This is a genomic window from Streptomyces thermospinosisporus, assembly GCF_039526425.1.
GTDB classification, from domain to species: domain Bacteria; phylum Actinomycetota; class Actinomycetes; order Streptomycetales; family Streptomycetaceae; genus Streptomyces; species Streptomyces thermocarboxydovorans.
The window spans coordinates 41,565-65,415 of the sequence record NZ_BAAAIZ010000003.1 but is presented as its reverse complement, the minus strand read 5'-3'; the positions used below and the strand labels follow the sequence as shown (position 1 = coordinate 65,415).

The following is a 23,851-nucleotide window of genomic DNA, read 5'->3' as shown; positions in this document are numbered from 1 at the left end:
CGCCGCCGGACGATTTTTCCGGGAAACCCCGCACCTTTGGGTGCGGGGTTTTCTGCGTTTAGGGTCGAGGTATGCGCTATGACTTGGTCATCTTCGACAACGACGGTGTGCTGGTGGACAGCGAGCCGACTTCCAACCGGCACCTCGCCGCCTACCTCACCGAGCTCGGGCACCCGACCTCGTACGAGGACTCCATCCGTGACTTCATGGGGTCCGCCATGCATCGCGTGCACGAGTTGGTGGAGCAGCGGTCGGGGCGGAAGCTGCCAGAGGACTTCGACGATGTGTTCCACGCCCGGGTCTTCGCCGCGTTCGAGCGGGAGTTGCAGCCGGTGGCCGGTGTCGTGGATGTGCTTGAGAAGCTGACCGCCGACGGGGTGCGGTACTGCGTGGCCTCGTCGGGCAGCCATGAGCGGATCCGGGTCGGGCATCGGACGACCGGGCTGGACCGGTGGTTCGGGGACGAGCTGATCTTCAGCTCGCAGGATGTCGGGCGGGGCAAGCCGGCACCCGATCTCTTCCTGTACGCGGCCGAGCGGATGGGTGTCGCCCCGGAGCGGTGCGTGGTGGTCGAGGACAGTCCGCTGGGCGTGCAGGCGGCCGTGGCCGCCGGGATGGATGTGTACGGGTTCACGGCGATGACGCCGCCGGAGAAGCTCGCGGGGGCCACCGGACTCTTCGCGAAGATGCGGGAGTTGCCCGAACTGCTGGTGTGATCCCCGGCAGCGGCCGGCCCATGACAATCGTCATGCCGAGATGCGGACGTTCGTTTCTACTGCGTGACCCCGGTCGGCCGGGAAGCTGAGGGCATGACGACGAACTCGGGTGTGCACAAGGGCAAGCGGCCGGCCCTCCTGCCGGTGGTTCTGGACGTGGCGGTGCCGGTCGGGACGTACTACCTGCTGAGGAACGCCGCGGGGATGAGCGAGTTCGCGGCCCTCGCCTGGAGCAGCGTGTTCCCGGCCGTGCGTACCGGGTGGGGGCTGGTGAGGGAGCGGGCGGTGAATGCGTTCGCCGTGCTGATCCTCTTCGTCAATGTGACGTCGATGGTGCTCGGCTTCCTCTCCGGTGACGCGCGGATGATGCTGGTGCGGGAGAGCTCGGTCGGGAGCGTCATCGGAATTGGTGTGCTGGTGTCGGTGGCGCTGGGGAAGCCGATGATGACCTCGGCCATGAAGCCGTGGCTCATCCGCGGCCAGGAGGCCCGGGAGGCGGCCTGGACGCGGCTGATGGGCGGGTCGGAGGCGTTCCGGCGGGCCGAGCGGAGGTTCTCGGTGGTGTGGGGCGCGGCGCTGCTCGGGGAGTGCGTGGTGCGGGTGATCGGGGCGTATGCGCTGCCGGTGGACACCATGGTGTGGCTGGGCACGGTGCTGATGATCGTCACGCTGGCGGGTGCGTTCCTGGTGGCCGGGGCGCTGGGTGCCGGGCCGATGGCGGCCATGCTCGCCGCGGAGGTGAAGACGCCCGGAGTGTGCGGGACGGTGACGGCTGCCGAGGGTGCCGAGGGGCCTGCGGTCGTGGGCGTGAGGTGAGGGCGGGGGCATCGCCTTGGGCTGAGCGCCGCCTTGAACGCCGGTGAAACTGAAGGAAATTCACCTTTGGCTGGATCTACCCACCGGTACGCCGGGGCCCTACGCTCGCCGCCATGACCGATGTGCTGCGGCGCGGCAGGGCCTCGCTGGCGTTCGCTTTCCTGGTGCAGGGCGTCGCCTTCGCCCTGCTCGTGACGCGGATCCCGGCCATCCAGGACCGGTACGGGGTGTCCGACTCCCTGCTGCCCGTCTTCCTGGCCGCCGTGCCGATCCTGGCCGGGGTCGGCAGTGTGGCGACCGAGCGGGTGGTGCGGCGGGCCGCGCCGAGCCGGGTGCTGAGGTGGTCCCAGCCGGTCGTGCTGCTGTCGCTGCTGGTGGTCGGGGCGGGGGAGCAGATGGCCGTGCTGGCCGCTGCGCTGGCGGTGTTCGGGTTGGCGGTCGGTGCGCTGGACGCCTCGATGAACATGCTCGGGGTGAGTCTGCAGCGGGCCTACGGGCGCAGCATCATGCTCGGTTTCCACGCCGCCTACAGCCTGGGCGGGATCGTCGGGGCGTCGCTGGCGTGGGCCGGGGCGCACTGGCAGCTGGCGCTGTGGGTGTCGTATCTGCCGGTGGTGCTGGTGCTGATGCCGGCGGCGCTGGCGGGGAGCCGCTGGTACGTCGACGCGGAGGAGAACGAGGAGGAGAACGAGGAGGAGAAGCGCAGCCTTGCGGCCGAGGGGACGGTGGCGAAGGGCTCCGGGGACGCCCGGGACGTCGCGGGTGCGGGGTTGCGGTGGCTGCTGCCGCTGTGTCTGGTGATGACCGTGGCGTACATCGGGGACTCGACGGTCTCCAACTGGAGCGCCAAGTATCTGCAGGACGTGCTGGGGAGCAGCGAGCAGCTGGCGACGGTCCCCTACAACGTCTACATGGTCACCACGCTGCTCGGCCGGGTGATCGGGGACTTCGGGGTGCGGCGGTTCGGGGCCGTGGCGGTGGTGCGGAGCGGGGCGCTGGTGGCCGCGTCGGGGTTCGCGGTGGTGGCCGGGGCGCCGGGCGCGTGGGTGGGCATGCTGGGGTTCACACTGCTGGGGCTCGGGCTGTGCGTGCTGGTGCCGCAGACCTTCGCCGCGGCGGGCCGGCGGGCCCATGAGCTGCACGGGCCGGGGGCCTCGGACGCGGCCGTAGCGCGGCTGAACGTCTTCAACTACGTGGGCTTCCTGATCGGTTCGCCCCTGGTGGGGGCGGTCGGGGATGCCTGGAGCTACCGCGGGGCGATGCTGGTGCCGATGGTGTTGGTACTGGTGACACTCGTCCATGCCCGGTCGTTCGTGGCTCAACCGGACCGATACGGTGGCGGGCATGAGCGGCCGCACACAGCTGATGTGGGACGAGGCAGTAACGGGCTATGACTTCGGCCGGGACCATCCGATGGACCCGGTCCGGCTCGCCCTGACCCGGAGTCTGATCGACGCACTCGGACTCGACCGTGAGGTGGAGGTGGTCGCCGCGAAGCCGGCCGGGGAGTCGACGCTGCGGCTCGTTCACCGGCAGGACTACATCGACGCGGTCAAGGCTGCCTCGGCCGACCCGAGGGCCGCGGACACCTCGTACGGGCTCGGGACGATCGACGATCCCGCGTTCGCCGGGATGCACGAGGTGTCGGCGCTGATCGCGGGGCAGTCGGTGGGGGCGGCGGAGGCCGTGTGGCGGGGGGAGGCGCCCCACGCGGTGAACTTCGCGGGCGGGCTGCACCATGCGATGCCGGGGTCCGCGTCCGGGTTCTGTGTGTACAACGACGCGGCGCTGGCGATCGCACGGCTGCTGGAGCTGGGGGCCGAGCGGGTCGCGTATGTCGACGTCGACGTGCACCACGGGGACGGGGTGCAGGCGGCGTTCTGGGAGGATCCGCGGGTTCTGACGATCTCGCTGCACGAGCATCCGCGGACGCTGTTCCCGCAGACCGGGTGGCCGGAGGAGACCGGGGCGGGCAGTGCGGAGGGCACCGCGGTGAATGTGGCGCTGCCGGCGGGGACGGGGGACGCGGGGTGGCTGCGGGCGTTCCATGCGGTGGTGCCGGAGCTGCTGGCGGAGTTCCGGCCGCAGGTGCTGGTGACGCAGCACGGAGCGGATACGCACTTCGAGGATCCGCTGGCGCATCTGGCGGTGTCGCTGGATGCGCAGCGGGCGGTGCAGGTGGCGTGTCATGAGCTGGCGCACGAGTACGCCGGGGGGCGGTGGGTCGCGCTGGGCGGGGGCGGCTATGCGGTGGTGGAGGTCGTGCCGCGATCGTGGGCTCATCTGGTGGGGATCGCTGCGGAGCGGGCGGTGGAGCCGGAGACGGTGATTCCTGAAGGGTGGCGGCAGGAGGTGTTTGCGCGGACTCGGCAGTTGGCGCCGGTGCGGATGACTGATGGGCGGTGGCCGGTTTCGTTCGCCTCCTGGGAGGAGGGGTACGACCCGGCGGATCGGCTGGATCAGGCGGTGCTGGCGACTCGGCGGGCGGTGTTTCCGTTGCGAGGGTTGTTGGCGTAGGGGAGCTGACCGGTTCCTTGAGCGGTTGCCCGGGGTGGGGGCTGGGCGGGGGTGGGTGCGCTCACCGGCGCTGGCGGGGTGCCGCTGCGCCCACCGTCCCCCCACTCTCGACTGCGCTCGAGCGGGGGGACCCCCATCGCCCGCCCGTGCCGCCCCAGCGGCACGACCGCCCGCAGCTACGAGGGATCGGTGTACGCCGACCGTGGGTTGTTCGGGGGAACGGGGCCCCGGAGGGGCTGAGGTGGGCCAGGATCGGGGTGTGGTCAGCGCCGGGGAGATTCGGGGTCATCTGCTTGCCGCTCGGCTTGCGGGGGTGGTGGCGACCACGCGGGAGGAGAGCCTGCGGAGTTATCGGCTGTTCGCGGCGCGGGATCCGCGGGTGCTGATCGGGATCGAGCCCGTGTGGTCGTGGGGGCAGCGGGAGGTCGCCGCGCTGATGGCCGAGCGGTGCGGGTCTCCGGCCGATCCGGGGCGCACCGACGGCCAGGAGGTGATCGATCCGGAGCGGACGCTGGCCGCCCTGGACGCCTATGCGGAACGGCTCGCGGCGGCCGCGCGGCGGCGGGCCGCGGTGCTGCTGGGGACCGGGCACCCGCACCCGCTGCTCGGTTTCTACGCCGCTCTGGCAGACGCCTTGTCGGCGGCGGGATGTACCGTCCTCACCCCGGCGCAGGGTCGCTGTGTCGACATAACGACCCGGTTCGGCCTACGCACGTACAACCTCGGCTACGTACGGGGAGTCGCGCTCGTCCGCGACGGCGACCCCCAACGCCCCGGTTGTGAGCCCGGCGCACACACGCACTCCCCTCTCCCGGTTCGTACCGCGCTGGAAGCGGCGGCCGAGGCCGGCGGGCCGCTTCCGGATCTGGTGATCGGTGATCATGGTTGGGCCTGCGGGGCAGGTCAGCTGGGGTTCGAGGTGATCGCGCTGGCCGATGTGAACGATCCGGCGCCGTTCGTCGGGCAGGCGGAGGGGTGCGTGTCCGTCGTCGTTCCGCTCGAGGACGGTGCGCGGTCCGATTACTACCTGCCGTTGACCCGCTACGTACTCAATCGGGCGTGTCTGTCACAGTAGGCCGCCGATGGGTGCACCTCTTCCCCACTCGCATCACCCGCCCCTACATTGGGGAGTGAGCACGCAGCGACGAAGAGTCACCGGAAGGGGAAGCCGGTGGCCGTCGAGTGCGGAAGGTTCAGGTGTGTCATGGCTGCAGCTGGCGAAAGGCCTCTGAACGAGGTTCAGTTCCTTACCGTGGCGGAGGTCGCCTCGGTGATGCGAGTGTCGAAGATGACCGTGTACCGCCTGGTGCACAGCGGTCATCTGCCCGCGATCCGGGTGGGGCGGTCCTTCCGCGTCCCCGAGCAAGCGGTGCACGACTATCTCCGCGAGAGCTACGTGGGGGTGGAAACCGCCTGACGGCGAGCCGGGGAGCGCCCGTCCAGGGCACCTTCGGGCCCTCCCCGGGTACCTCGATTACGACCTCAGCGCTCGGGCGGGTAGGCTAACCCCTCGAAGGTCGTGTGGGCCCATGGCGCCCAAACACACCGAGTGATGAGAAGTGAGCGAGGGTTAGTCGTGGGCTCTGTTATCAAGAAGCGGCGTAAGCGGATGGCCAAGAAGAAGCACCGCAAGCTGCTCAAGCGCACGCGCGTCCAGCGCCGCAACAAGAAGTAAGCGGCAGCGCGAAAGCGTGTCCAGTGGCCCCCCACCGCAAGCCGGTGGGGGGCCACTGTCATGGGACGACGAGTACGCGACGGGTACGCGACGGGTATGCGTTTCGGCCGCTCGTCACTTCCCGCAGTCGGAAGACACCACAGAGCGACTACTACCCGGTAGGTTGGCCCCACGGACCAGGGCGAAAGGAAGGCGCTGATCTTGGGAAAGGTCGTGCTCGTGACCGGAGTGGCCCGTCAGCTGGGGGGCCGTTTCGTCCGGCGGATCCAGCGTGACCCCGAGGTGGACCGGGTCGTCGCCGTGGACGCGGTCCCGCCCGAGCATCATCTGGGCGGTGCGGACTTCGTCCAGGCCGACATCCGCCAGCCCACCATCGCCCGCGTGCTCGCCGAGTCCGGCGCCGACACGGTCGTCCATCTCGACGTCACGGGCACTCCGCTGGGCAGCGGCAGCCGGGCCGCGCTGAAGGAGACCAACGTCATCGGCACCATGCAGCTGCTCGGTGCCTGCCAGAAGTCCCCGCACGTGAAACGGCTGGTCGTGAAGTCCAGCACCAATGTCTACGGTTCGGCACCCCGCGATCCGGCGGTGTTCACCGAGACCACCCCGCCCAAATCCCTGCCCAGCGGCGGCTTCGCGAAGGACACCGTGGAGGTCGAGGGCTATGTGCGGGGCTTCGCGCGCCGCCGGCCGGACGTGGCGGTGTGTGTGCTGCGGTTCGCCAACATCCTCGGCCCGACCGCGGACAGCCCGCTCGCCTCGTACTTCTCGCTGCCCATCCTGCCGACCGTGCTGGGCTACGACCCGCGGCTGCAGTTCGTGCACGAGGACGATGTGATCGAGGTGCTGCGGATCGGCTCGCACGAGCCGCGGCGGGGCACGCTCAACAGCGGCACGTTCAACATCGCCGGCGACGGTGTGCTGCTGCTGTCCCAGTGCTCGCGGCGGCTGGGCCGGCCCACCGTGCCGCTGCTGCTGCCCGCGGTCACCTGGGCGAACACGGTGATGCGTACCCTGGGGATGACGGACTTCTCGCCCGAGCAGATCCGGCTGCTGACTCACGGCCGGGTGGTGGCGACGGACCAGATGCGCGACGTTCTGGGATTCACCCCCAAGTACACGACTGCCGAAACGTTTGCGGACTTCGTGCGCAGCCGCGGGCCGGGGCTGCTTCCGCCGGAGGCCCTCGCCGCGGCTGTCGACCGGATCGCGGCGCTGCCCCTGCCGGGCAGCTCTCACCCCCCGAAGCAGAGCGCCAACTGAGGAGCGCAGCAACGATGGCGGACGCCAAGGTCATTCCGTTCGACGACGACCGGTCCCGTGGAGGATCCACGCCGCGCTCGTCGCGCCGCCGCGGTGCGTCGAGCCGCCGCGCGGGCGGGGAGCAGCCGGCGGTGGGGGAGGTCCAGCCCCTGCCGGGCGTGGCCCCCGTGCGGGACGATGATCCGGTGACACCTGAGGACGAGCGGCCCGGGAAGCAGGCCGGGGACGACGACTCCGGCGGCCTGGAGCAGCGCATCGCGAGCGGGCTGGCGTTCCTGCGCCGCCGTCTCACCGGTGACTACGAGGTCGACGACTTCGGGTACGACGAGGAGCTCACCGGCCAGGTCCTGATGTCCCTGCTCCGCCCGCTGTACGAGAAGTACTTCCGGGTGGAGGTGAAGGGCATCGAGAACATCCCGGCGGAGGGCGGCGCGCTGATCGTCGCCAACCACTCCGGGACGGTGCCGATGGACGGCCTGATGATGCAGGTCGCCGTGCACGACAAGCATCCGGCCGGCCGTCATCTGCGGCTGCTGGCGGCGGATCTGGTGTTCGTGCTGCCGGTGGTCAACGAGCTGGCCCGCAAGCTGGGCCACACCCTGGCCTGCGCGGAGGACGCCTCCCGGCTGCTGGAGCAGGGGGAGCTGGTCGGGGTGATGCCGGAGGGCTTCAAGGGCATCGGCAAGCCCTTCGCCGACCGCTACAAGCTGCAGCGCTTCGGCAGGGGCGGCTTCGTCTCCACGGCGCTGCGGGCGCGCACTCCGATCGTGCCGTGCTCGATCGTCGGCGCGGAGGAGATCTACCCGATGATCGGCAACGCCAAGACCCTCGCGAGGCTGCTGGGGCTGCCGTATTTCCCGCTGACGCCGACCTTCCCGTGGCTGGGGCCGCTGGGTGCGATCCCGCTGCCGACGAAGTGGACGATCCAGTTCGGTGAGCCGATCCCGACGGACGGGTATCCGCCGGAGGCGGCGGAGGATCCGATGCTGATGTTCAACCTGACCGATCAGGTGCGCGAACAGATCCAGCACACCCTGTACAAGCTGCTGGTGCAGCGGCGGTCGGTGTTCTTCTGAGCGACGGAGCGGCTGGCCGACTGGCCGACTGGCCGTCTGAGCGACTCGGGCGGCCGTCAGCGCGGCTCTTCCGGGCGGCTCTTCCGGCCGTCCGCGCACGCGGCGGGGCGCCCTCCCGGATGGGGATCGGGAGGGCGCCCTGTGCGGCTGTACGGGGGCCTCGCAGCTCTGCTCGGGCCCCCCTTGGGCCTGCTCGCTCTGCTCGGGCCCTGCTCGGCCCTACTCCGCGTTCTCGCCTTCGATGCCGAGGCCCGGGAGCAGGCCGGGCAGCAGCGGTGGGAGGGTGACGTCGGGCTTGTCGGGCCGGGTGAGGCCGTCGGTGATGGACGGCGAGCTCTTGCTGCCGCTGCTCTCCTTGGGCGGGTCGAGCAGGCCGCCGGTGTTGCCGCCGAGCAGGCCGTCGTTCTCCTTGCCGGAGTCGGCGGAGCTGCTGGGGCCACGGCTGCCCGAGCCGCGCTCCTCGGTGGTGCCGCCGGTGCTGCCGGGCGCCTTGGAGGCGCCGGGGCTCGAGGAGTCGCTGGGCGCGGTTCCCGAGCCGTGCTGCTTGCCGTCGCCCCCGCCCTTGCGGGCCGGGGACGCGGGGAGCATGGACTGCAGCGGGGCGACGTCCTTGTCTATGGCGTCGAAGACGGAGTTGACCTGTTCGCTGACGTCCCCGAGCTGCAGGGGCAGGCGCTGGCGCAGGTCGCCCCACAGCTCGCGGTGCGACTGGGAGAAGGAGGAGAGCGCCTGCATGGGGGCCAGCGAGTCGGGGTTGCGCTGGTAGGCCTCGCGCAGCAGGCGGTGGCCCTCGGAGGCGTCGTGCCGCATGTTGGACAGGGCGTGGCGGACCTCGGTGAGGGACTCGTGGTCGAGGGGGCCGCTGCGGCCGCGTTCCATCAGGCGGCGGGCCTCGCTCAGACGGGTGGAGGCGTGGTCGAGGTAGACCCGGCCGCGCTCGTCGTTGCCGTCGGCGAGGGTGAGTTTGACGTCCTCGATGCCGCGCTTGAGTCCGTAGAGGGTGTCGCCGGGCAGGGCGTCGGAGCTGGCGGCGGCGACTCCGCCGAGGGCGCCCCCGGCGACGCCGACGCCGATGCCGCCGGCGGTGAGGCCCTTGGCGAGCCGGGAGCGGGGGCGGAGCCTGCTCAGGGCGGTGGCCCGGTGGGCGCCGTGGGCGCGGCGCCCGCGTTGCCCCGGTAGGGGCGGGTCGGCCGTGCCGCTCGCCGTGTCCTCGCGCAGCATGGCTTCGAAGGCGGCCACCAGCTGGGCGCGCTGGACGGTCTTGACCTCCGGGTCCAGCTCCGGCCTGGGCAGTGCGCGGAGCTCGCCGGTGAGTTCGATCAGTCGCGTCTGCTCGGTCTCCGCGGCGATCGGTGCCGGTCCTTCGGACTGCTCGGCCGCCGTGCCCCGGTCGGTCTGCTTCTCCAGGGCCTGGGCGAAGGCGCTCGCCCGCCGGTGCGCCGATACATTCGCGATCACTGGCGGCACCTCCTCTCGTCATGACGGTCGACTCCCCAGGGGGTCCTGAGGGTTCCCGCAGCTGACCACTTGCACACGATCGGGTGATCGAAGTCGGTCAGGGGGTGACCACAGGGAGCCTGCATCCCGCACAACGAGCGGTGCGGCACTTGGGTTACGGACGCCGGGGGATCGGTTGATGAAGTCAACGCGGCCTCACGGAACGTGAGTTGCGGGTCGCCGAGCGTGCCCGGATCAGCGGGCGTCGTCCGGCAGGAGCCGGGCGAGGGTGCGCACCGCCCGGTACTGGAGCGTCTTGATCGCGCCCTCGTTCTTGCCCATCACCCGGGCGGTCTCGGCCACCGACAGACCCTGCAGGAAGCGCAGCGTGACGCACTCCTGCTGCTGGGGGTTGAGGCGGCGCACGGCGTCCAGCAGGGCGGCGTTGGACAGGGACTCGAGGACCGAGTCCTCCGGGGAGCGCTCGACCTCGTTGGCGTCGAGCATCTCGCCGGTGGTGACCTCCAGGCGGAAGCGGCTGGACTTGAAGTGGTCGGCGACCAGGTTGCGGGCGATGGTGACGAGCCAGGCGCCGAAGTCGCGCCCCTGCCAGGTGAAGGTGCCGATCCTGCGCAGGGCCCGCAGAAAGGTCTCGCTGGTGAGGTCCTCGGCGGTCGCCTTGCCTCCCACGCGGTAGTAGATGTACCGGTACACGGTGTCGCTGTACTGGTCGTAGAGGCGCCCGAAGGCGTCGGCCTCGCCGGCCTGGGCGCGCTCGACCAGGTCCATCATCCGGGCGCTGTCGCTGTCCGCGGCGGGCCGGCGTGCGGTGGCCGCGCCCGAGGAGCGCCCGCGTCTGCCGACCGCGGCACTGCCTTCGGCGAGGGCGTAGCAGGGGCCGACGGGTGCGGTGGCGAAGGCGGGGACGGCGTACGCGGTGGGGACGAAGCCGCGCAACATCTCTCGGGCCGTTGCGACCGTCGCGCGCAGCGTAGCCAGGCCCGAGGCGTCAACCCCGACGTGTGGGTACACGGGACTCCCAGAGGCAGAGCTTCCATCACATGCACTTCGGAACCTTTCACCCGTCGTAGCGACGGAGAGGTGCCGGTTTGCGTCTGAGGAGAATAACGCTTCGTACAGGCGCTGCTACACCGAGTTGCTCAAATCATCGATTACGTCGCTTCTGTAGTCGGTTGACGCCCTGCCAGGTGCCGGAGAGTGACCATTTATTGACCGGATTGCTTCGTTTTCCGGGTTCATGTAGGGCGAGTTGTGGCCGTGTGCAGCCAACAGGGCTGAACAGGCGGGTTGCGGGGTAAGACGCAGGGATTGGTCGCGTGGCGTACTGGACGACCTGCTCCGGTCGACCGGTCGGGCCGGTGGTGCAATGACGGCATGGGGCCGGGGCTTGGCGGGACGGAGGGAGTCGGGCGCGCCCTTCTGGCTGCCCTCACGGACGAGGTGGACCGGCGTCAGGCGGCCGGGCGGCTCTCCCCGTTGCGAGCCGCGCAGCTCTCCCCGTTGCGAGCCGCGCAGCTCCCGCACACCGCCGTCGCCGAAACCTCCAGACAGCGCAGCAGGCCGCACGGCAGGCCGTCCGTGCCGGTGCATGTGTTCATCGCGGAGCTGCTCTCCGGCACGGCGAGGCCGCACCCCGTCAACCCGTCCCTGCCTCCGCTCGACCCCGCGCTGCCCGAACCCCGGCGCGGTCCGGAGAAGGTGCGGCGGCGCAAGGCGGCGGAGCGCGCCCGGGCGCGGGAGAAGGCGTGGGCGAAGGAGCAGGAGCGGGCGGCGCTGCGGGAGCGGGAACAGGCGCGGGCGCGGGAGGAGTCGTACCAGCGGCTGCCGGCCCGGGCCGCCGAGGACGGACGGCGCCGGGAGCGGGCCGGGCAGCGGGCGCCCGAGCTGGTGGCGCGTGCGGGGCTGGATCCGGAGGCGAACACGGTCGAGATCGGCAGGCGGGTGCTGATGCGTGAGCGGGAGGTGACGCCGGAGCAGCTGCGGCGGGCGGTCCGGGTCTTCGAGGAGACGTACGAAGCGCGCGTCCGCGCCTTCAGTGACTCGGGCGGGCTGATGCCCTGGCCGAATCCGCGGACCCTGATCCCGGTGCTCTTCGGGCCACGCCCGGGCGACGAGTAGAGGCGGGATCGTCCGCCTGGCGGGAGCGACGAAGGCGGGGCGCCCCCGGAGTAGGGGCGCCCCGCCTTGTCGCCGGGCTCGGGCCGGTCAGGTCGTGGAGCGGCGGCGGCGGGAGCCCGGGCGGCGTTCGCTCGGGCGGGTCACCGGGTCGCCGGCCTCCAGGGCGGCCAGGCGGCGCCGGGCGCCGAAGTCGGCCAGCGCCTCCGCCAGCTTGTGGACGGACGGCTCGGGGGCCATCACGTCCACCCGCAGGCCGTGCTCCTCGGCCGTCTTCGCGGTGGCCGGGCCGATGCAGGCGATCACCGTCACGTTGTGCGGCTTGCCCGCGATGCCGACCAGGTTGCGGACCGTGGAGGAGGAGGTGAACAGGACCGCGTCGAAGCCGCCGCCCTTGATCGCCTCGCGGGTCTCCGCCGGGGGCGGCGAGGCGCGGACCGTGCGGTAGGCGGTGACGTCGTCGACCTCCCAGCCCAGCTCGATCAGGCCGGCCACCAGCGTCTCGGTGGCGATGTCGGCGCGGGGCAGGAAGACACGGTCGATCGGGTCGAACACCGGGTCGTAGGGCGGCCAGTCCTCCAGGAGGCCCGCGGCCGACTGCTCGCCGCTCGGCACCAGGTCCGGCTTGACGCCGAAGGCGACCAGCGCGGCCGCCGTCTGCTCGCCGACCGCGGCCACCTTGATGCCGGCGAAGGCGCGGGCGTCGAGGCCGTACTCCTCGAACTTCTCCCGGACCGCCTTGACCGCGTTGACCGAGGTGAAGGCGATCCACTCGTAGCGGCCCGTCACCAGGCCCTTGACCGCTCGCTCCATCTGCTGGGGCGTGCGCGGCGGCTCGACCGCGATGGTCGGGACCTCGTGCGGCACGGCACCGTAGGACCGCAGCTGGTCGGAGAGCGACGCCGCCTGCTCCTTGGTGCGCGGCACGAGCACCTTCCAGCCGAACAGCGGCTTGGACTCGAACCACGCCAGCTGGTCGCGCTGGGCGGCGGCAGAGCGCTCACCGACCACGGCTATCACGGGCCGCCCGCCCTCCGGCGACGGCAGCACCTTCGCCTGCTTCAGGGTCTGCGCGATCGTGCCGAGGGTGGCGGTCCAGGTGCGCTGCCGGGTCGTGGTGCCCGCCACGGTGACCGTCATGGGTGTGTCGGGCTTGCGACCGGCGGACACCAGTTCGCCCGCGGTGGCGGCCACGGTGTCCAGCGTGGCCGAGACGACCACCGTGCCGTCCGAGGCGCCGATCTCCGTCCAGCAGCGGTCCGAGGCCGTGCGCGCGTCCACGAACCGGACGTCCGTGCCGTGCGCGTCGCGCAGCGGCACACCGGCGTACGCGGGCACACCGACGGCGGCCGCGATGCCGGGGACCACCTCGAAGGGCACCCCGGCGGCGGCGCACGCCAGCATCTCCTCGGCGGCGGCGGAGTCCAGGCCGACATCGCCGGACACCGCACGCACGACCCGCCTGCCGCCCCGCGCGGCCTCCATGACAAGATGTGCGGCATCCCGCACAGCGGGGTCGCCGGCGGTTGTTGACGCGCCGTCAACAACCGTCAGCTGAGGCGTGCCTGTGCCCGTGGCGGAAGCAGCGGAGGAGTCCGCCGCGTCCGTCTGCACCTCGGCGACGCCCTGCCTGGCATGCCGGCGCACGACGTCGAGCACCTCGTGCTCGGCGACGAGGACGTCCGCGTTCGCCAGCGCCTCCACGGCGCGCAGGGTCAGCAGTCCCGGATCCCCGGGTCCGGCACCGAGGAAGGTGACGTGCCCTTGTTCCGGAGGGGCGGGAAGGGTGGTGGGGCTCAATGTGCTCGCTCCCCCATCAGACCGGCCGCGCCCTGCGCGAGCATCTCGGTGGCGAGTTCGCGACCGAGTGCCGTCGCCGCCTCGTGCGTATCGGGCACGGGACCGGTGGTGGACAGCTGCACCAGCGTGGCACCGTCGGTCGTGCCGACGACACCCCGCAGGCGCATTTCCTTGACAATCTGCCCGTCGGCCAGGAGGTCGGCCAAGGCCCCCACGGGGGCGCTGCAACCGGCCTCCAGGGCGGCGAGCAGTGACCGCTCGGCCGTCACGGCGGCCCGGGTGAACGGGTCGTCGAGCTCGGCGAGCGCGGCGATCAGGCCCGCGTCGTCCGCGGCGCACTCGACCGCCAGTGCCCCCTGGCCGGGAGCGGGCAGTACGGCGTCGACCGAGAGGAAGTCGGTCACCTCGTCGCCGCGACCGATCCGGTTCAGGCCGGCGGCGGCCAGGACGACGGCGTCCAGCTCCCCCTTGTGCACGTATCCGATCCGGGTGTCGACGTTCCCGCGGATCGGCACGGTCTCGAACTCCAGACCGTGGGCGCGGGCGTACGCGTTGAGCTGGGCCATGCGGCGCGGCGAACCGGTGCCGATGCGGGCCCCGCGCGGCAGGTCGGTCAGCTTCAGCGCGTCCCGGGCGACCATCACGTCCCGCGGGTCCTCGCGCGCCGGGATGGCGGCGAGCGCCAGCTCCTCGGGCTGTGCGGTCGGCAGGTCCTTCAGCGAGTGCACGGCGAAGTCGACCTCGCCGCGCATCAGCGCCTCCCGCAGCGCGGCGACGAACACGCCGGTGCCGCCTATCTGCGCCAGGTGCTCGCGGGAGACGTCGCCGTACGTGGTGATCTCCACCAGTTCCACGGGCCGTCCGGTGACCTGGCTGACCGCCTTCGCCACCTGCCCGGACTGGGCCATGGCGAGCTTGCTGCGCCGCGTCCCCAGCCGTAGTGCCTTGTCACTCATGCCGGCCCTCGGTCCTTCTCGGTGGTGCTGTCCCCGGCCCGCGAGACGGACGCGACCGTCTCCGGGTCGAGGTCGAACAGGGTCCGCAGCGCGTCCGCGTATCCGGCGCCGCCGGGCTCCGCGGCCAGCTGCTTGACCCGTACGGTCGGCGCGTGGAGCAGCTTGTCGACCACGCGCCGCACGGTCTGGGTGATCTCCGCGCGGTGCTTGTCGTCGAGGCCGGGCAGCCGCCCCTCCAGGCGGGCGATCTCGCCCGCCACCACGTCGGCGGCCATGGCGCGCAGCGCGACCACGGTCGGCGTGATGTGCGCGGCCCGCTGCGCCGCACCGAACGCGGCGACCTCGTCGGAGACGATACGCCGGACCTGGTCCACATCGGCAGCCATCGGAGCGTCCGCGGACGCCTCGGCGAGCGACTCGATGTCCACAAGCCGCACCCTGGCGAGGCGGTGCACGGCGGCGTCGATGTCCCGCGGCATGGCAAGGTCCAGCAGGAACAGCACCGGCTCCGGGCGCGGCGGCTCGGCCACCGGCGCGGGGCGGCGCCGCTCGGGGATGCGGCCCGCCTTCGCCGCGGTCGCGGCCAGCGCGCCGATCAGCTCGGCGTCGGCCTCCGGGCCGCTCCGGCGGGTGTCCTGCGCGGCGGCGCCTCCGGCGACCCAGGCGGCGTGCTGCTCCAGGGTGGCGGCGTCCATGCCGGCCACGGCCGCCTCGCCCGCCACGGAGAAGCCGGGCTGCACGGCGGACAGGTCCAGCGGGCAGTTCTCCTCGGTGCCGACGGAGGTCGGCGGCAGCGGGGCCTGCACGGTGGGGGCGGACGCGGGTGCGGCGGGCGCCGCGGTGTCCTCGCCCGCGCCCGCGCCCGCGCCCTCGTACTCGTCCTCGCCGAGGCCGGCCGGCTGCTCGCCGGTGCGGCCGGCGACGCCCGCGGCGACCTCGTCGGCGGTCAGCACCAGGCCGGTGGCGCCGGTGCAGGAGACGACGACGTCGGCACGTGTCAGCTCGAACGGCACCGAGTCCATCGGGACCGCACGGGCCAGGACGTCCGTGCCGTCGCCCTCGGTGAGGATCTCCGCCAGGCGCTCGGCGCGGTCCTGGGTGCGGTTGGCGATCACGATCTCCGCGACGCCCGCCCGCGCCAGGGTGGCCGCGGCCAGCGAGGACATCGAACCGGCGCCGACGACCAGGGCCTTCTTGCCTCGCGCCCAGCCGTCCACCGGGGCGCCCGCGGCCAGCTGCTCCAGGCCGAAGGTGACCAGGGACTGCCCGGCGCGGTCGATGGCGGTCTCCGAGTGGGCGCGCTTGCCGACCCTCAGCGCCTGCTGGAACAGGTCGTTCAGCAGGCGCCCGGCGGTGTGCAGCTCCTGCGCGCGGGCCAGGGAGTCCTTGATCTGGCCGAGGATCTGGCCCTCGCCGACCACCATCGAGTCCAGGCCGCAGGCCACCGAGAACAGGTGGTGCACGGCCCGGTCCTCGTAGTGCACATAGAGGTAAGGAGTGAGCTCCTCCAGGCCGACCCCGCTGTGCTGGGCGAGCAGCGTGGACAGCTCGGCGACACCGGCGTGGAACTTGTCCACGTCGGCGTAGAGCTCGATGCGGTTGCAGGTGGCCAGCACGGCGGCCTCGGCGGCCGGTTCGGCGGCGACGGTGTCCTGCAGCAGCTTGATCTGGGCGTCCCCGCTCAGCGAGGCCCGCTCCAGCACGCTGACCGGGGCGCTGCGGTGGCTCAGTCCGACGACGAGGAGACTCATGCCGGCATCACGGCGGGTACGTCCCCGTCGGGCCCCTGGTCGGTGGCGGAGGTCCGCTCGGCGCCGTCGGTGGCGTTGGTGGCGGCGGGGGCCGGCACGCCGGCGGCCGTCCTGGCGGCGGCCTCCTCGCCGGCCTTGCGCTGCTCGTGGAAGGCGAGGATCTGCAGCTCGATGGAGAGGTCGACCTTGCGCACGTCGACGCCGTCCGGGACGGACAGCACGGTCGGCGCGAAGTTGAGGATGGAGGTGACCCCGGCGGCCACCAGCCGGTCGCAGACCTCCTGGGCGGCGCCCGCGGGGGTCGCGATCACGCCGATGTGGACGCCGTTCTCCCGGATGATCGACTCCAGCTCGTCGGAGTGCTGCACGGGGATCCCGGCGACCGGCTTCCCGGCCATGGAGGGGTCGGCGTCGATCAGTGCGGCGACCCGGAAACCGCGGGAGGCGAAGCCGCCGTAGTTGGCGAGGGCGGCGCCGAGGTTACCGATTCCTACGATCACAACCGGCCAGTCCTGGGTCAGGCCGAGTTCGCGGGAGATCTGGTACACGAGATACTCGACGTCGTACCCGACGCCCCTGGTGCCGTAGGAACCCAGGTAGGAGAAGTCCTTGCGCAGCTTCGCGGAGTTGACCCCCGCGGCCGCCGCCAGCTCCTCCGAGGAGACCGTGGGCACGGAACGCTCCGAGAGCGCGGTCAGGGCGCGGAGGTACAGCGGAAGCCTGGCGACGGTGGCCTCGGGAATCCCTCGGCTACGGGTCGCCGGTCGGTGAGTTCGGCCAGTTGCCACGGTGCTCCTGCGGGTAGAGCGGGGCTTCAGGCGGTCATACGTCCCCGGACCGCCCCGTCGACAGCAGGCTATGTCTTTGTGAACGCGTGCACAAAGATGGTGTCCGATTTGCCCGGCCAACGTGACCCGAGTCACGCGGGCCTGCCGCCTCGGCGGGGAACCGGCGCGGCGCGCACACCGTTCCTTTTCTTCTGGGGGCAAAACAGCACACTCTCCTCTGTGAATCCCGCCCCCGAGACCAAGCCGCCATCGATCCTAAGCGACAATCCGGCCACTTTGTACTGGCCGGTCAGTCGTCGCAGGTCGGCCGATGCGAGCCGGCTCAGCCGGTGAGGGCCTTGCGGAGGCGGTCCTCGTTCACGCGCCAGAACGTGTGCTGGCGGCCGTCGACGAGCACCACGGGGATCTGCTCCCAGTACTGCGCGTGCAGATCCGGGTCCTGGGTGATGTCCTTCTGCTCCCAGCGCACGCCGAGGTCGCCGCACACCTTCTCGATCACGGCCTGCGCGTCGTCGCAGAGATGACATCCCGGTTTGCGGATGAGGGTCACGAGGTGGTCCCGCTGAGTCCTGGACCGGAAGAAGGGGCTCATGCCGGCCATTGTCGCGCGCCCGCCTTAACGACCCGGACGCGTAGAGTTCACGACGTTCAAACCTCTCGACTCGGGAAACACCGAACAGACTGGCTATGCTCACGGACATGGCCGCTCTCGGATGGCTCACTCCCCGTAGGCGCTCCGCCACGGCGCGGAGCGTGTTGGCAGGCGAGGCCTCGGCGGAGGCAGCACGCAAGTCCACCACCGACGTACTCGACCGCGAAGGTGCCGGACGCGAACCGGAGTTCCCGGTCCACGGCGACGAGCGGGCCGCGGCCTTCTTCGACCTGGACAACACGGTGATGCAGGGCGCGGCCCTGTTCCACTTCGGGCGCGGGCTGTACAAGCGCAAGTTCTTCGACACCCGTGAGCTGCTGCGGTTCGCCTGGCAGCAGACCTGGTTCCGGCTGGCCGGGGTCGAGGACCCCGAGCACATGCAGGAGGCGCGCGACTCCGCGCTGTCCATCGTCCAGGGGCACAAGGTCGCCGAACTGCAGGCCATCGGCGAGGAGATCTACGACGAGTACATGGCCGGGCGCATCTGGCCCGGCACCCGCGCCCTCGCCCAGGCCCACCTCGACGCCGGCCAGAAGGTGTGGCTGGTCACCGCCGCGCCGGTGGAGATCGCCCAGGTCATCGCGCGGCGCCTGGGCCTGACCGGGGCGCTCGGTACGGTTGCCGAGTCCATCGACGGCGTCTACACCGGCAAGCTCGTCGGCGAGCCCCTGCACGGCCCGGCCAAGGCCGAGGCGGTGCGCGCCCTGGCGGCCGCCGAGGGCCTGGACCTCGCGCGCTGCGCCGCCTACAGCGACTCCCACAACGACATCCCGATGCTGTCCCTGGTCGGCCACCCCTACGCGATCAACCCCGACAGCAAGCTCCGCAAACACGCCCGCGCCATGGACTGGCGCCTGCGCGACTACCGCACCGGCCGCAAGGCAGCGAAGGTCGGCATCCCCGCCGCCGCGGGCGTCGGCGCGGTCGCCGGCGGCACGGCCGCGGTCATCGCGGTGCACCGCCGCCGCCGCTGAACGGCGGGCTCCGCCGTCGCTGGGTGGCGGGCCGCGTTCTGCGCATCGCTGTCGTGGAGCGGCAGCCCTCGATCTGTGCGCCGCCACCGGTGGGCAGCTGGCATCGATCTGTGCGCCGCTGCCGCTGGGCAGGCGGCGTTGAGCAGTGCACCCCCGTTCTGTTCGGGCCCCCGGCGGCCAGGGCTGCGGGGGCGGGTCCGCGTCGGCTTCGCGCCGACTCCGCGTCGGCAAATGCGGGGTGCGGGCGGGCGTAGCGTAGGCGGTATGACGACGTACGGATCCTTTCCCGGCACGCGGCCGCGGCGGCTGCGGACCACCCCCGCGATGCGTCGGATGGTCGCCGAGACCCGGCTGCACCCCGCCGACCTCATCCTGCCCGCCTTCGTCCGTGAGGGCGTGAGCGAACCGGTGCCGATCGCCTCCATGCCCGGGGTGGTGCAGCACACGCGGGACAGCCTGAAGAAGGCCGCGGCCGAGGCCGTGGCGGCCGGGGTCTCCGGGATCATGCTGTTCGGGGTGCCCGAGGAGTCGAAGAAGGACGCCGTCGGCACGCCGGGCACCGACCCGGACGGCATCCTGCAGGTGGCCCTGCGGGACGTGCGCGCCGAGGTCGGCGACGACCTGCTCGTGATGTCCGACCTGTGCCTGGACGAGACGACCGACCACGGCCACTGCGGCGTCCTCGACGAGCAGGGCCGCGTCGACAACGACGCCACCCTCGAGCGGTACGCCGAGATGGCCCGGGTGCAGGCCGAGGCGGGCGCCCATGTGGTCGGGCCCAGCGGCATGATGGACGGCCAGATCGGCGTCATCCGCGAGGCCCTCGACCGGGCCGGCCACCAGGACGTGGCGATCCTCGCCTACACCGCCAAGTACGCCTCCGCCTTCTACGGCCCCTTCCGGGAGGCCGTCGCCTCCTCGCTCAAGGGCGACCGCAAGACCTACCAGCAGGACCCGGCCAACACCCGCGAGTCCCTGCGCGAGCTGGCGCTGGACCTCGAGGAGGGCGCCGACATGGTGATGGTCAAGCCGGCCGGCCCCTACCTCGACATCCTGGCCCGCGTCGCGGACGCGGTGGACGTGCCGGTCGCCGCGTACCAGATCTCCGGCGAGTACGCGATGATCGAGGCCGCCGCGGAGAAGGGCTGGATCGAGCGCGACCGGGCGATCATGGAGGCCCTCACCGGCATCAAGCGCGCCGGCGCCCGGAACATCCTCACCTACTGGGCGACGGAGGTCGCGCAGAAGCTGCGCGACTGACCGCCGGGGGTACGGGCGTCCGCATCGCGGAAATGAGTGCTTGTAGGGCGCAGGTATTCCTTAGGGTGCGGGGACTCACGTCGCCGCAGCCCCGGGAGCCTCGCCATGACCGTCACCGAGCCCGCGTCCGTCCCCCTCCTCGCCGCACGAGCCCGGAACACCGGCGGTTCGCCCGTGCGGGACATCCTGGCGGTGACCGCACGCCCCGAGGTGATCAACTTCGCGGGCGGGCTGCCCGCGCCCGAGCTGTTCGACACCGACGGGATCGCGGCGGCGTACCGGGCCGTGCTCGACGAGAGACCCGCGCAGGCGCTGCAGTACTCGACCACTGAGGGCGAGCCCGCGCTGCGGGCCGCCCTCGCCGCACGCACCGGGGCCCGCGGCCTGCCCACCACCGCCGACGACCTCCTCGTCACCACCGGCTCCCAGCAGGCCCTGTCCCTGCTCGCCACCGCACTGCTCGAACCCGGCGACACCGTGCTCGTCGAGAGCCCCTGCTACCTCGCCGCACTCCAGTCCTTCCGGCTCGCCGGGGCCCGTGTGCTGACCGTCCCCGGGGACGAGCACGGCCTCGGCCCCGAGGCACTGGACGCCCTCGTGGCCCGCGAGCAGCCCAAGCTGCTCTACCTGGTGCCGACCTTCCAGAACCCCACCGGCCGCACCCTGCCCCTGGACCGCCGGGCCGCCATCGCCGAGGTGGCCGCGCGGCGCGGACTGTGGATCGTCGAGGACGACCCCTACGGCGAGCTGCGCTACGAGGGCGAGCGCGTGCCCTGGATCGCCTCGCTGCCCGGCGCCGAGGACCGCAGCGTGCTGCTCGGCAGCTTCTCCAAGGTCATGGCGCCCGGCCTGCGCCTGGGCTGGCTGCGCGCCCCCGCCGTGCTGCGCCGCGCCTGCACGGTCGTCAAGCAGGCCGCCGATCTGCACACCCCCACCGTCAACCAGCTCGCCGCCGCCCGCTACCTCGCCGACCACGACCTGGACGCCCACGTCCGCCGCGTCGCCGGCGTGTACGGCGCCCGCCGGGACGCCATGCTCGCCGGGCTGCCCGCCGCCCTGCCCGAGGGCTCGGTGTGGACCCGGCCCGAGGGCGGCATGTTCCTGTGGGTGCGGCTGCCCGCCCCGTACGACACCACCGCGCTGCTTCCGCAGGTGGTCCGCCACGACGTCGCCTACGTCCCCGGCGCACCCTTCTACGCCGCCGACCCCGACCGCTCCACCCTGCGGCTCTGCTTCGTCACCCAGACCCCGGACGAGATCGCGGAGGGGCTGCGCAGGCTCCGGGCCGGTCTCACGACGTAGATCATCCATCATCCGGACGACGCGGTCCCGGGCGGGCGGACCGTGGCCTCGAAGCACTCGCGGGGTACCTTCGCAGCCGGCCGGAAGCAGGCGCGGACGAGCGTGCCCGGGGTCGTCGCCGTCATCGGTGTGTAGAGGTAGTTCCGTGCGTCGAGGGCGTCCACCACCTCGGTGGAGTGCGTGGGGCCCGCCCCGGTGACCTCCAGACGGTCGCCCACCTCGGTGGACCACATCCGGGCCCAGCTCGCCCCGCAGCGCGGACTGTGCCGCAGCTCCAGACGGGCACCGGTGGCGGTGCGGTGGGTGGCGAGGGTGTGGGTCGTCGAGCCGCACAGCATGTTCATCGGGTCCCGCGCCTCACAGGCGGCGGCACGGCAGCGGGGGTTGGGCGGTGCGGTGGTGGTGGCCGCAGCCGGGCTCGAGGTGCCGGACGCCTTGGGTGCGGGGGACCCGGACAGCAGCAGCAGTACCGCCGCGACCGTGCCCGCGAGGACGACGGCCAGCATGACCGCGCCCACCGCCACGACATGCCATGGACCGAGCTCGGTTCCCTGGGCGGACTCCGAACCTGCGGTCGGTGGGTCTGACGTCGGCGGCCCGGGTGCGGCCTCCGGTGACGCGACCGACGCCGGCCCCTCGACCGCCGGCTCAGGCGGTGACTGCAGTGTCGGCTCCGGTGCCGGCTCTGGTGCGGGCGGGGCCGCGCGGCCGCTGGTCTCCGACTCTGCCAGCTCCCACAGCGCCAGACAGTGGCCCTCCGGCTCGCCCGCCAGCCGGCACAGCTGACGCACCGCCTCGCGCGGCGGCAGGGTCTCGCCCTTGAGATAGCGGCCCCAGGAGGACCGGCTGAACGGGGTGCGCTCCTCCAGGCCGCTCAGGCTCAGGCCGGTACGCTGCTTCAACTCCTGCAGCACGGCGGTCAGTTCGGCGCGCTCCGGGGAAGCCGTCATCTGCGCAACGCCCCCCAGGTGTGCGGACCGACGATGCCGTCCACCACCAGGTCGTACTTCTTCTGCAGCCGTTTGACGGCCCGTTCGGTCAGCGGTCCGTAGATGCCGTCGATGTCACCCGGTGAGAAGCCCGCCCTGCGCAGCAGGCACTGCGCCTCGGCGACCTTCGGCCCGGAGTGGCCCCGCCACAGCAGCGCCTCCCGGGTCCGGCTGTGCCCCGCGTACCAGCGGCCGTCGGCCCGCTCGATACGGCAGGTGTACTTGGGTGCGGGACCCTGCGGGTTCTGCGCGGCGGCCGGGACGGAGGCGGAGGCGGAGGTCCGGGCGGTGGCACCCTGGTCGCCGGTGAGCCGGGTGACCAGCACGGCCGCGGAGGCGCCCGCCAGCACCAGCGCCACCACGGCGGCGACCAGCGCGACCTGGAGGGAACGGCCGCGCGGGCGGGCCGGTTCCACCGCCGTCAGCTCCGTCATCACCGGGTCCTGCGCCCGGTCGGCGCGGCTGGGCTCCATCGGACCGGGCTCCATCGGACCGGACTGCGCCGGACCGGGCTGTGCCGGACCGGGCTGTGCCGGACCGGACTCCGCCGGACCGGACTGCGCCGGACCGAGCTTCACCAGGCCGGGCTCCGGCTCCGGGGCCGTGATCACCGTCTGCGCGGGCGCCTCGGCGGTGGTCGTCCCGCCGCTCGCTCTGCTCCCCGTCCACGCCGCCGCCGCGACCTCGCGCAGGGCCAGCAGCCGGGTCGGATCCTCGCCGGTGACCGAGGCGATCGCCTCGACCGCCTCCCTCGGCGGCAGCGAGCGGCCCCCCAGATACCGCTCCCACGACGACGTGCTGTACCCCGTTTTCGCAGCGAGCTGACGCATGCTCAGTCCGCTGTGGTCCTTCAGCCGGCGTAAGCGCACCACCAGATGCCGCACACGCGGGTCGAGTTCGGCGGGCAGCCCTTTCCAACGCGACATGTTCCCCCCACTCGCGTTCGGTATCTCCCCGATCGGTTTCTGCAACAGCATCCACGACCGGCCCGGGCGGACGGTTCTCACACCCGCACCGAATCAGCCACAACTTCGTCCCGGCCGTCCCGTCACACCGTCCCGGAACAGTGCATCACCGCAGGTCAGCGGGTGGGTCGTCCCGCCTCGACGTCACTTCTGCGGCAATCGTGGCGACCGGCGCGCCGGGCGCGGCAGTCTCGGTGCCGAGCCGGCCGCTCCGGCCGGATCAGCCCGTTCGAAGGGGGAAAACCATGCGTGCCATGACCAAGGCTCTCGTCAGCGTGAGCGCCGCCGCCGCGATCGCAGCCGGAGGCCTGGTGACCACCGCCACCACCGCGGCCGCCGCCCCGGCCGAGCAGACCACCGTCAGCGCCGCCCAGCTCCAGCAGGCGCCGCTCGCCGTGAACAACCTGGGCCTGAGCACCACCGAGGGCCGCTGGGTGCAGTGCTGGCTGCAGGACTACTGGGGCTACAAGGGCGCCCTGGACGGCAAGCTCGGCACCAACAGCTGGAAGGCGATGCAGCGCAACCTGAAGAAGTACTGGGGCTACAAGGACAAGATCGACGGGATCGTCGGCCCCAACACCATCAAGGCCCTGCAGCGGTCCCTGAAGAAGCACCAGGGCTACACCGGCAAGATCGACGGCATCGCCGGGCCGAAGACCAAGGCGGCGTTCAAGCGGTTCGCGGCGGACTCCAAGCCGTACTGCTGAACCCGTACGGCTGAACCCGTACGGCTGAACCCGTACGGCTGAACCCGTAGGGCTGAGCCGCCCCAGCGGCC

Annotated in this window: 23 protein-coding genes; 14 read left to right on the top strand and 9 right to left on the bottom strand. The window is 72.2% G+C overall.

What is annotated here, in order from left to right; translation table 11 throughout:
- Positions 1 to 71: 71 nt before the first annotated feature.
- The 9 genes from ABD207_RS01495 to ABD207_RS01455 all read left to right on the top strand — a co-directional run bounded on the left by ABD207_RS01495 (position 72) and on the right by ABD207_RS01455 (position 8,063).
- On the top strand, positions 72 to 716 hold the full coding sequence (locus ABD207_RS01495; protein ID WP_344009352.1) for an HAD family hydrolase: 645 nt from the start codon (positions 72 to 74) through the stop codon (positions 714 to 716).
- Positions 717 to 809: 93 nt separating this feature from the next.
- Complete coding sequence (locus ABD207_RS01490) at positions 810 to 1,532, top strand: VC0807 family protein (RefSeq protein WP_344009350.1); 723 nt, start codon at positions 810 to 812, stop codon at positions 1,530 to 1,532.
- Between the two features lie 113 nt (positions 1,533 to 1,645).
- Positions 1,646 to 2,926, top strand: coding sequence for an MFS transporter (locus tag ABD207_RS01485; RefSeq protein ID WP_344009348.1), 1,281 nt, complete (start codon positions 1,646 to 1,648; stop codon positions 2,924 to 2,926).
- Entirely contained in the window at positions 2,877 to 4,049 is a 1,173-nt protein-coding gene (locus tag ABD207_RS01480) for an acetoin utilization protein AcuC (RefSeq protein WP_344009346.1), read from the top strand. The genes ABD207_RS01485 and ABD207_RS01480 overlap by 50 nt, the downstream gene beginning before the upstream one ends.
- Before the next feature lie 259 nt (positions 4,050 to 4,308).
- On the top strand, positions 4,309 to 5,124 hold the full coding sequence (locus ABD207_RS01475; RefSeq protein ID WP_344009344.1) for a phosphatase: 816 nt from the start codon (positions 4,309 to 4,311) through the stop codon (positions 5,122 to 5,124).
- 129 nt (positions 5,125 to 5,253) lie between these two features.
- Positions 5,254 to 5,466: a helix-turn-helix domain-containing protein gene (locus ABD207_RS01470; protein ID WP_019981034.1), complete on the top strand. Its 213-nt coding sequence runs from the start codon at positions 5,254 to 5,256 to the stop codon at positions 5,464 to 5,466.
- 159 nt (positions 5,467 to 5,625) lie between these two features.
- Complete coding sequence (locus ABD207_RS01465) at positions 5,626 to 5,724, top strand: 30S ribosomal protein bS22 (RefSeq protein ID WP_003948845.1); 99 nt, start codon at positions 5,626 to 5,628, stop codon at positions 5,722 to 5,724.
- 201 nt (positions 5,725 to 5,925) lie between these two features.
- The gene (locus ABD207_RS01460; protein WP_344009342.1) at positions 5,926 to 6,987 is read left to right on the top strand and encodes an NAD-dependent epimerase/dehydratase family protein; all 1,062 of its coding nucleotides are present in this window, start codon (positions 5,926 to 5,928) and stop codon (positions 6,985 to 6,987) included.
- Positions 6,988 to 7,001: 14 nt separating this feature from the next.
- Positions 7,002 to 8,063 (top strand): lysophospholipid acyltransferase family protein, encoded by a 1,062-nt coding sequence (locus ABD207_RS01455; RefSeq protein ID WP_344009340.1) that lies wholly within the window; start codon positions 7,002 to 7,004, stop codon positions 8,061 to 8,063.
- 219 nt (positions 8,064 to 8,282) lie between these two features.
- On the opposite strand, the gene ABD207_RS01450 is transcribed toward ABD207_RS01455, so the two are convergent.
- Both ABD207_RS01450 and ABD207_RS01445 read right to left on the bottom strand, forming a co-directional pair.
- On the bottom strand, positions 8,283 to 9,521 hold the full coding sequence (locus ABD207_RS01450) for a DUF5667 domain-containing protein (RefSeq protein ID WP_344009338.1): 1,239 nt from the start codon (positions 9,519 to 9,521) through the stop codon (positions 8,283 to 8,285).
- Between the two features lie 234 nt (positions 9,522 to 9,755).
- A complete protein-coding gene (locus ABD207_RS01445; RefSeq protein ID WP_344009336.1) occupies positions 9,756 to 10,532 on the bottom strand; it encodes an ECF subfamily RNA polymerase sigma factor, BldN family in 777 nt (258 codons plus the stop codon).
- 363 nt (positions 10,533 to 10,895) lie between these two features.
- Between ABD207_RS01445 and ABD207_RS01440 the strand changes: the two genes are divergently transcribed.
- A complete protein-coding gene (locus ABD207_RS01440; protein ID WP_344009334.1) occupies positions 10,896 to 11,639 on the top strand; it encodes a hypothetical protein in 744 nt (247 codons plus the stop codon).
- Between the two features lie 87 nt (positions 11,640 to 11,726).
- On the opposite strand, the gene ABD207_RS01435 is transcribed toward ABD207_RS01440, so the two are convergent.
- The 5 genes from ABD207_RS01435 to ABD207_RS01415 form a co-directional block, all read right to left on the bottom strand.
- Positions 11,727 to 13,436, bottom strand: coding sequence for a bifunctional uroporphyrinogen-III C-methyltransferase/uroporphyrinogen-III synthase (locus ABD207_RS01435; protein ID WP_344009332.1), 1,710 nt, complete (start codon positions 13,434 to 13,436; stop codon positions 11,727 to 11,729).
- A complete protein-coding gene (gene hemC / locus ABD207_RS01430) occupies positions 13,433 to 14,392 on the bottom strand; it encodes a hydroxymethylbilane synthase (protein WP_344009330.1) in 960 nt (319 codons plus the stop codon). The genes ABD207_RS01435 and hemC overlap by 4 nt, the downstream gene beginning before the upstream one ends.
- On the bottom strand, positions 14,389 to 16,143 hold the full coding sequence (locus tag ABD207_RS01425; RefSeq protein ID WP_344009328.1) for a glutamyl-tRNA reductase: 1,755 nt from the start codon (positions 16,141 to 16,143) through the stop codon (positions 14,389 to 14,391). Before ABD207_RS01425 ends, hemC begins: the two co-directional genes overlap by 4 nt.
- Positions 16,140 to 16,931: a redox-sensing transcriptional repressor Rex gene (locus tag ABD207_RS01420; protein WP_344009326.1), complete on the bottom strand. Its 792-nt coding sequence runs from the start codon at positions 16,929 to 16,931 to the stop codon at positions 16,140 to 16,142. The genes ABD207_RS01425 and ABD207_RS01420 overlap by 4 nt, the downstream gene beginning before the upstream one ends.
- A 322-nt stretch (positions 16,932 to 17,253) precedes the next feature.
- The gene (locus ABD207_RS01415) at positions 17,254 to 17,532 is read right to left on the bottom strand and encodes a glutaredoxin family protein (RefSeq protein ID WP_344009324.1); all 279 of its coding nucleotides are present in this window, start codon (positions 17,530 to 17,532) and stop codon (positions 17,254 to 17,256) included.
- A 98-nt stretch (positions 17,533 to 17,630) separates the two neighbouring features.
- Here ABD207_RS01415 and ABD207_RS01410 point away from each other — a divergent pair, with 98 nt between their 5' ends.
- The 3 genes from ABD207_RS01410 (at position 17,631) to ABD207_RS01400 (ending at position 21,119) form a co-directional block, all read left to right on the top strand.
- On the top strand, positions 17,631 to 18,557 hold the full coding sequence (locus ABD207_RS01410) for an HAD family hydrolase (protein ID WP_344009322.1): 927 nt from the start codon (positions 17,631 to 17,633) through the stop codon (positions 18,555 to 18,557).
- Between the two features lie 264 nt (positions 18,558 to 18,821).
- A complete protein-coding gene (hemB, locus tag ABD207_RS01405; RefSeq protein ID WP_344009320.1) occupies positions 18,822 to 19,817 on the top strand; it encodes a porphobilinogen synthase in 996 nt (331 codons plus the stop codon).
- A gap of 105 nt (positions 19,818 to 19,922) precedes the next feature.
- The gene (locus tag ABD207_RS01400) at positions 19,923 to 21,119 is read left to right on the top strand and encodes an aminotransferase-like domain-containing protein (RefSeq protein WP_344009318.1); all 1,197 of its coding nucleotides are present in this window, start codon (positions 19,923 to 19,925) and stop codon (positions 21,117 to 21,119) included.
- Positions 21,120 to 21,127: 8 nt separating this feature from the next.
- Here the strand turns inward: ABD207_RS01400 and ABD207_RS01395 are convergent, their stop codons facing one another.
- On the bottom strand, positions 21,128 to 22,069 hold the full coding sequence (locus ABD207_RS01395; RefSeq protein WP_344009316.1) for a helix-turn-helix domain-containing protein: 942 nt from the start codon (positions 22,067 to 22,069) through the stop codon (positions 21,128 to 21,130).
- Positions 22,066 to 23,034 carry a peptidoglycan-binding protein gene (locus ABD207_RS01390; protein ID WP_344009314.1) on the bottom strand — a complete coding sequence of 323 codons (969 nt, stop codon included), beginning with the start codon at positions 23,032 to 23,034 and terminating at the stop codon, positions 22,066 to 22,068. The genes ABD207_RS01395 and ABD207_RS01390 overlap by 4 nt, the downstream gene beginning before the upstream one ends.
- 284 nt (positions 23,035 to 23,318) lie before the next feature.
- On the opposite strand from ABD207_RS01390, the gene ABD207_RS01385 reads away from it, so the two are divergent.
- Complete coding sequence (locus ABD207_RS01385) at positions 23,319 to 23,780, top strand: peptidoglycan-binding domain-containing protein (protein ID WP_344009312.1); 462 nt, start codon at positions 23,319 to 23,321, stop codon at positions 23,778 to 23,780.
- The last annotated feature ends 71 nt before the right edge of the window (positions 23,781 to 23,851 follow it).

What these genes read in the sequence shown, in the direction of transcription:
- ABD207_RS01395 (WP_344009316.1), bottom strand. Translation starts at nt 22,069, where the DNA reads ATGACGGCTTCCCCGGAGCGCGCCGAACTGACCGCCGTGCTGCAGGAG.
- ABD207_RS01415 (WP_344009324.1), bottom strand. Translation starts at nt 17,532, where the DNA reads ATGGCCGGCATGAGCCCCTTCTTCCGGTCCAGGACTCAGCGGGACCAC.
- hemB (WP_344009320.1), top strand. Translation starts at nt 18,822, where the DNA reads ATGACGACGTACGGATCCTTTCCCGGCACGCGGCCGCGGCGGCTGCGG.
- ABD207_RS01385 (WP_344009312.1), top strand. Translation starts at nt 23,319, where the DNA reads ATGCGTGCCATGACCAAGGCTCTCGTCAGCGTGAGCGCCGCCGCCGCG.
- ABD207_RS01400 (WP_344009318.1), top strand. Translation starts at nt 19,923, where the DNA reads ATGACCGTCACCGAGCCCGCGTCCGTCCCCCTCCTCGCCGCACGAGCC.
- ABD207_RS01490 (WP_344009350.1), top strand. Translation starts at nt 810, where the DNA reads ATGACGACGAACTCGGGTGTGCACAAGGGCAAGCGGCCGGCCCTCCTG.
- ABD207_RS01440 (WP_344009334.1), top strand. Translation starts at nt 10,896, where the DNA reads ATGGGGCCGGGGCTTGGCGGGACGGAGGGAGTCGGGCGCGCCCTTCTG.
- hemC (WP_344009330.1), bottom strand. Translation starts at nt 14,392, where the DNA reads ATGAGTGACAAGGCACTACGGCTGGGGACGCGGCGCAGCAAGCTCGCC.
- ABD207_RS01480 (WP_344009346.1), top strand. Translation starts at nt 2,877, where the DNA reads ATGAGCGGCCGCACACAGCTGATGTGGGACGAGGCAGTAACGGGCTAT.
- ABD207_RS01485 (WP_344009348.1), top strand. Translation starts at nt 1,646, where the DNA reads ATGACCGATGTGCTGCGGCGCGGCAGGGCCTCGCTGGCGTTCGCTTTC.
- ABD207_RS01470 (WP_019981034.1), top strand. Translation starts at nt 5,254, where the DNA reads ATGGCTGCAGCTGGCGAAAGGCCTCTGAACGAGGTTCAGTTCCTTACC.
- ABD207_RS01390 (WP_344009314.1), bottom strand. Translation starts at nt 23,034, where the DNA reads ATGTCGCGTTGGAAAGGGCTGCCCGCCGAACTCGACCCGCGTGTGCGG.
- ABD207_RS01495 (WP_344009352.1), top strand. Translation starts at nt 72, where the DNA reads ATGCGCTATGACTTGGTCATCTTCGACAACGACGGTGTGCTGGTGGAC.
- ABD207_RS01425 (WP_344009328.1), bottom strand. Translation starts at nt 16,143, where the DNA reads ATGAGTCTCCTCGTCGTCGGACTGAGCCACCGCAGCGCCCCGGTCAGC.
- ABD207_RS01455 (WP_344009340.1), top strand. Translation starts at nt 7,002, where the DNA reads ATGGCGGACGCCAAGGTCATTCCGTTCGACGACGACCGGTCCCGTGGA.
- ABD207_RS01410 (WP_344009322.1), top strand. Translation starts at nt 17,631, where the DNA reads ATGGCCGCTCTCGGATGGCTCACTCCCCGTAGGCGCTCCGCCACGGCG.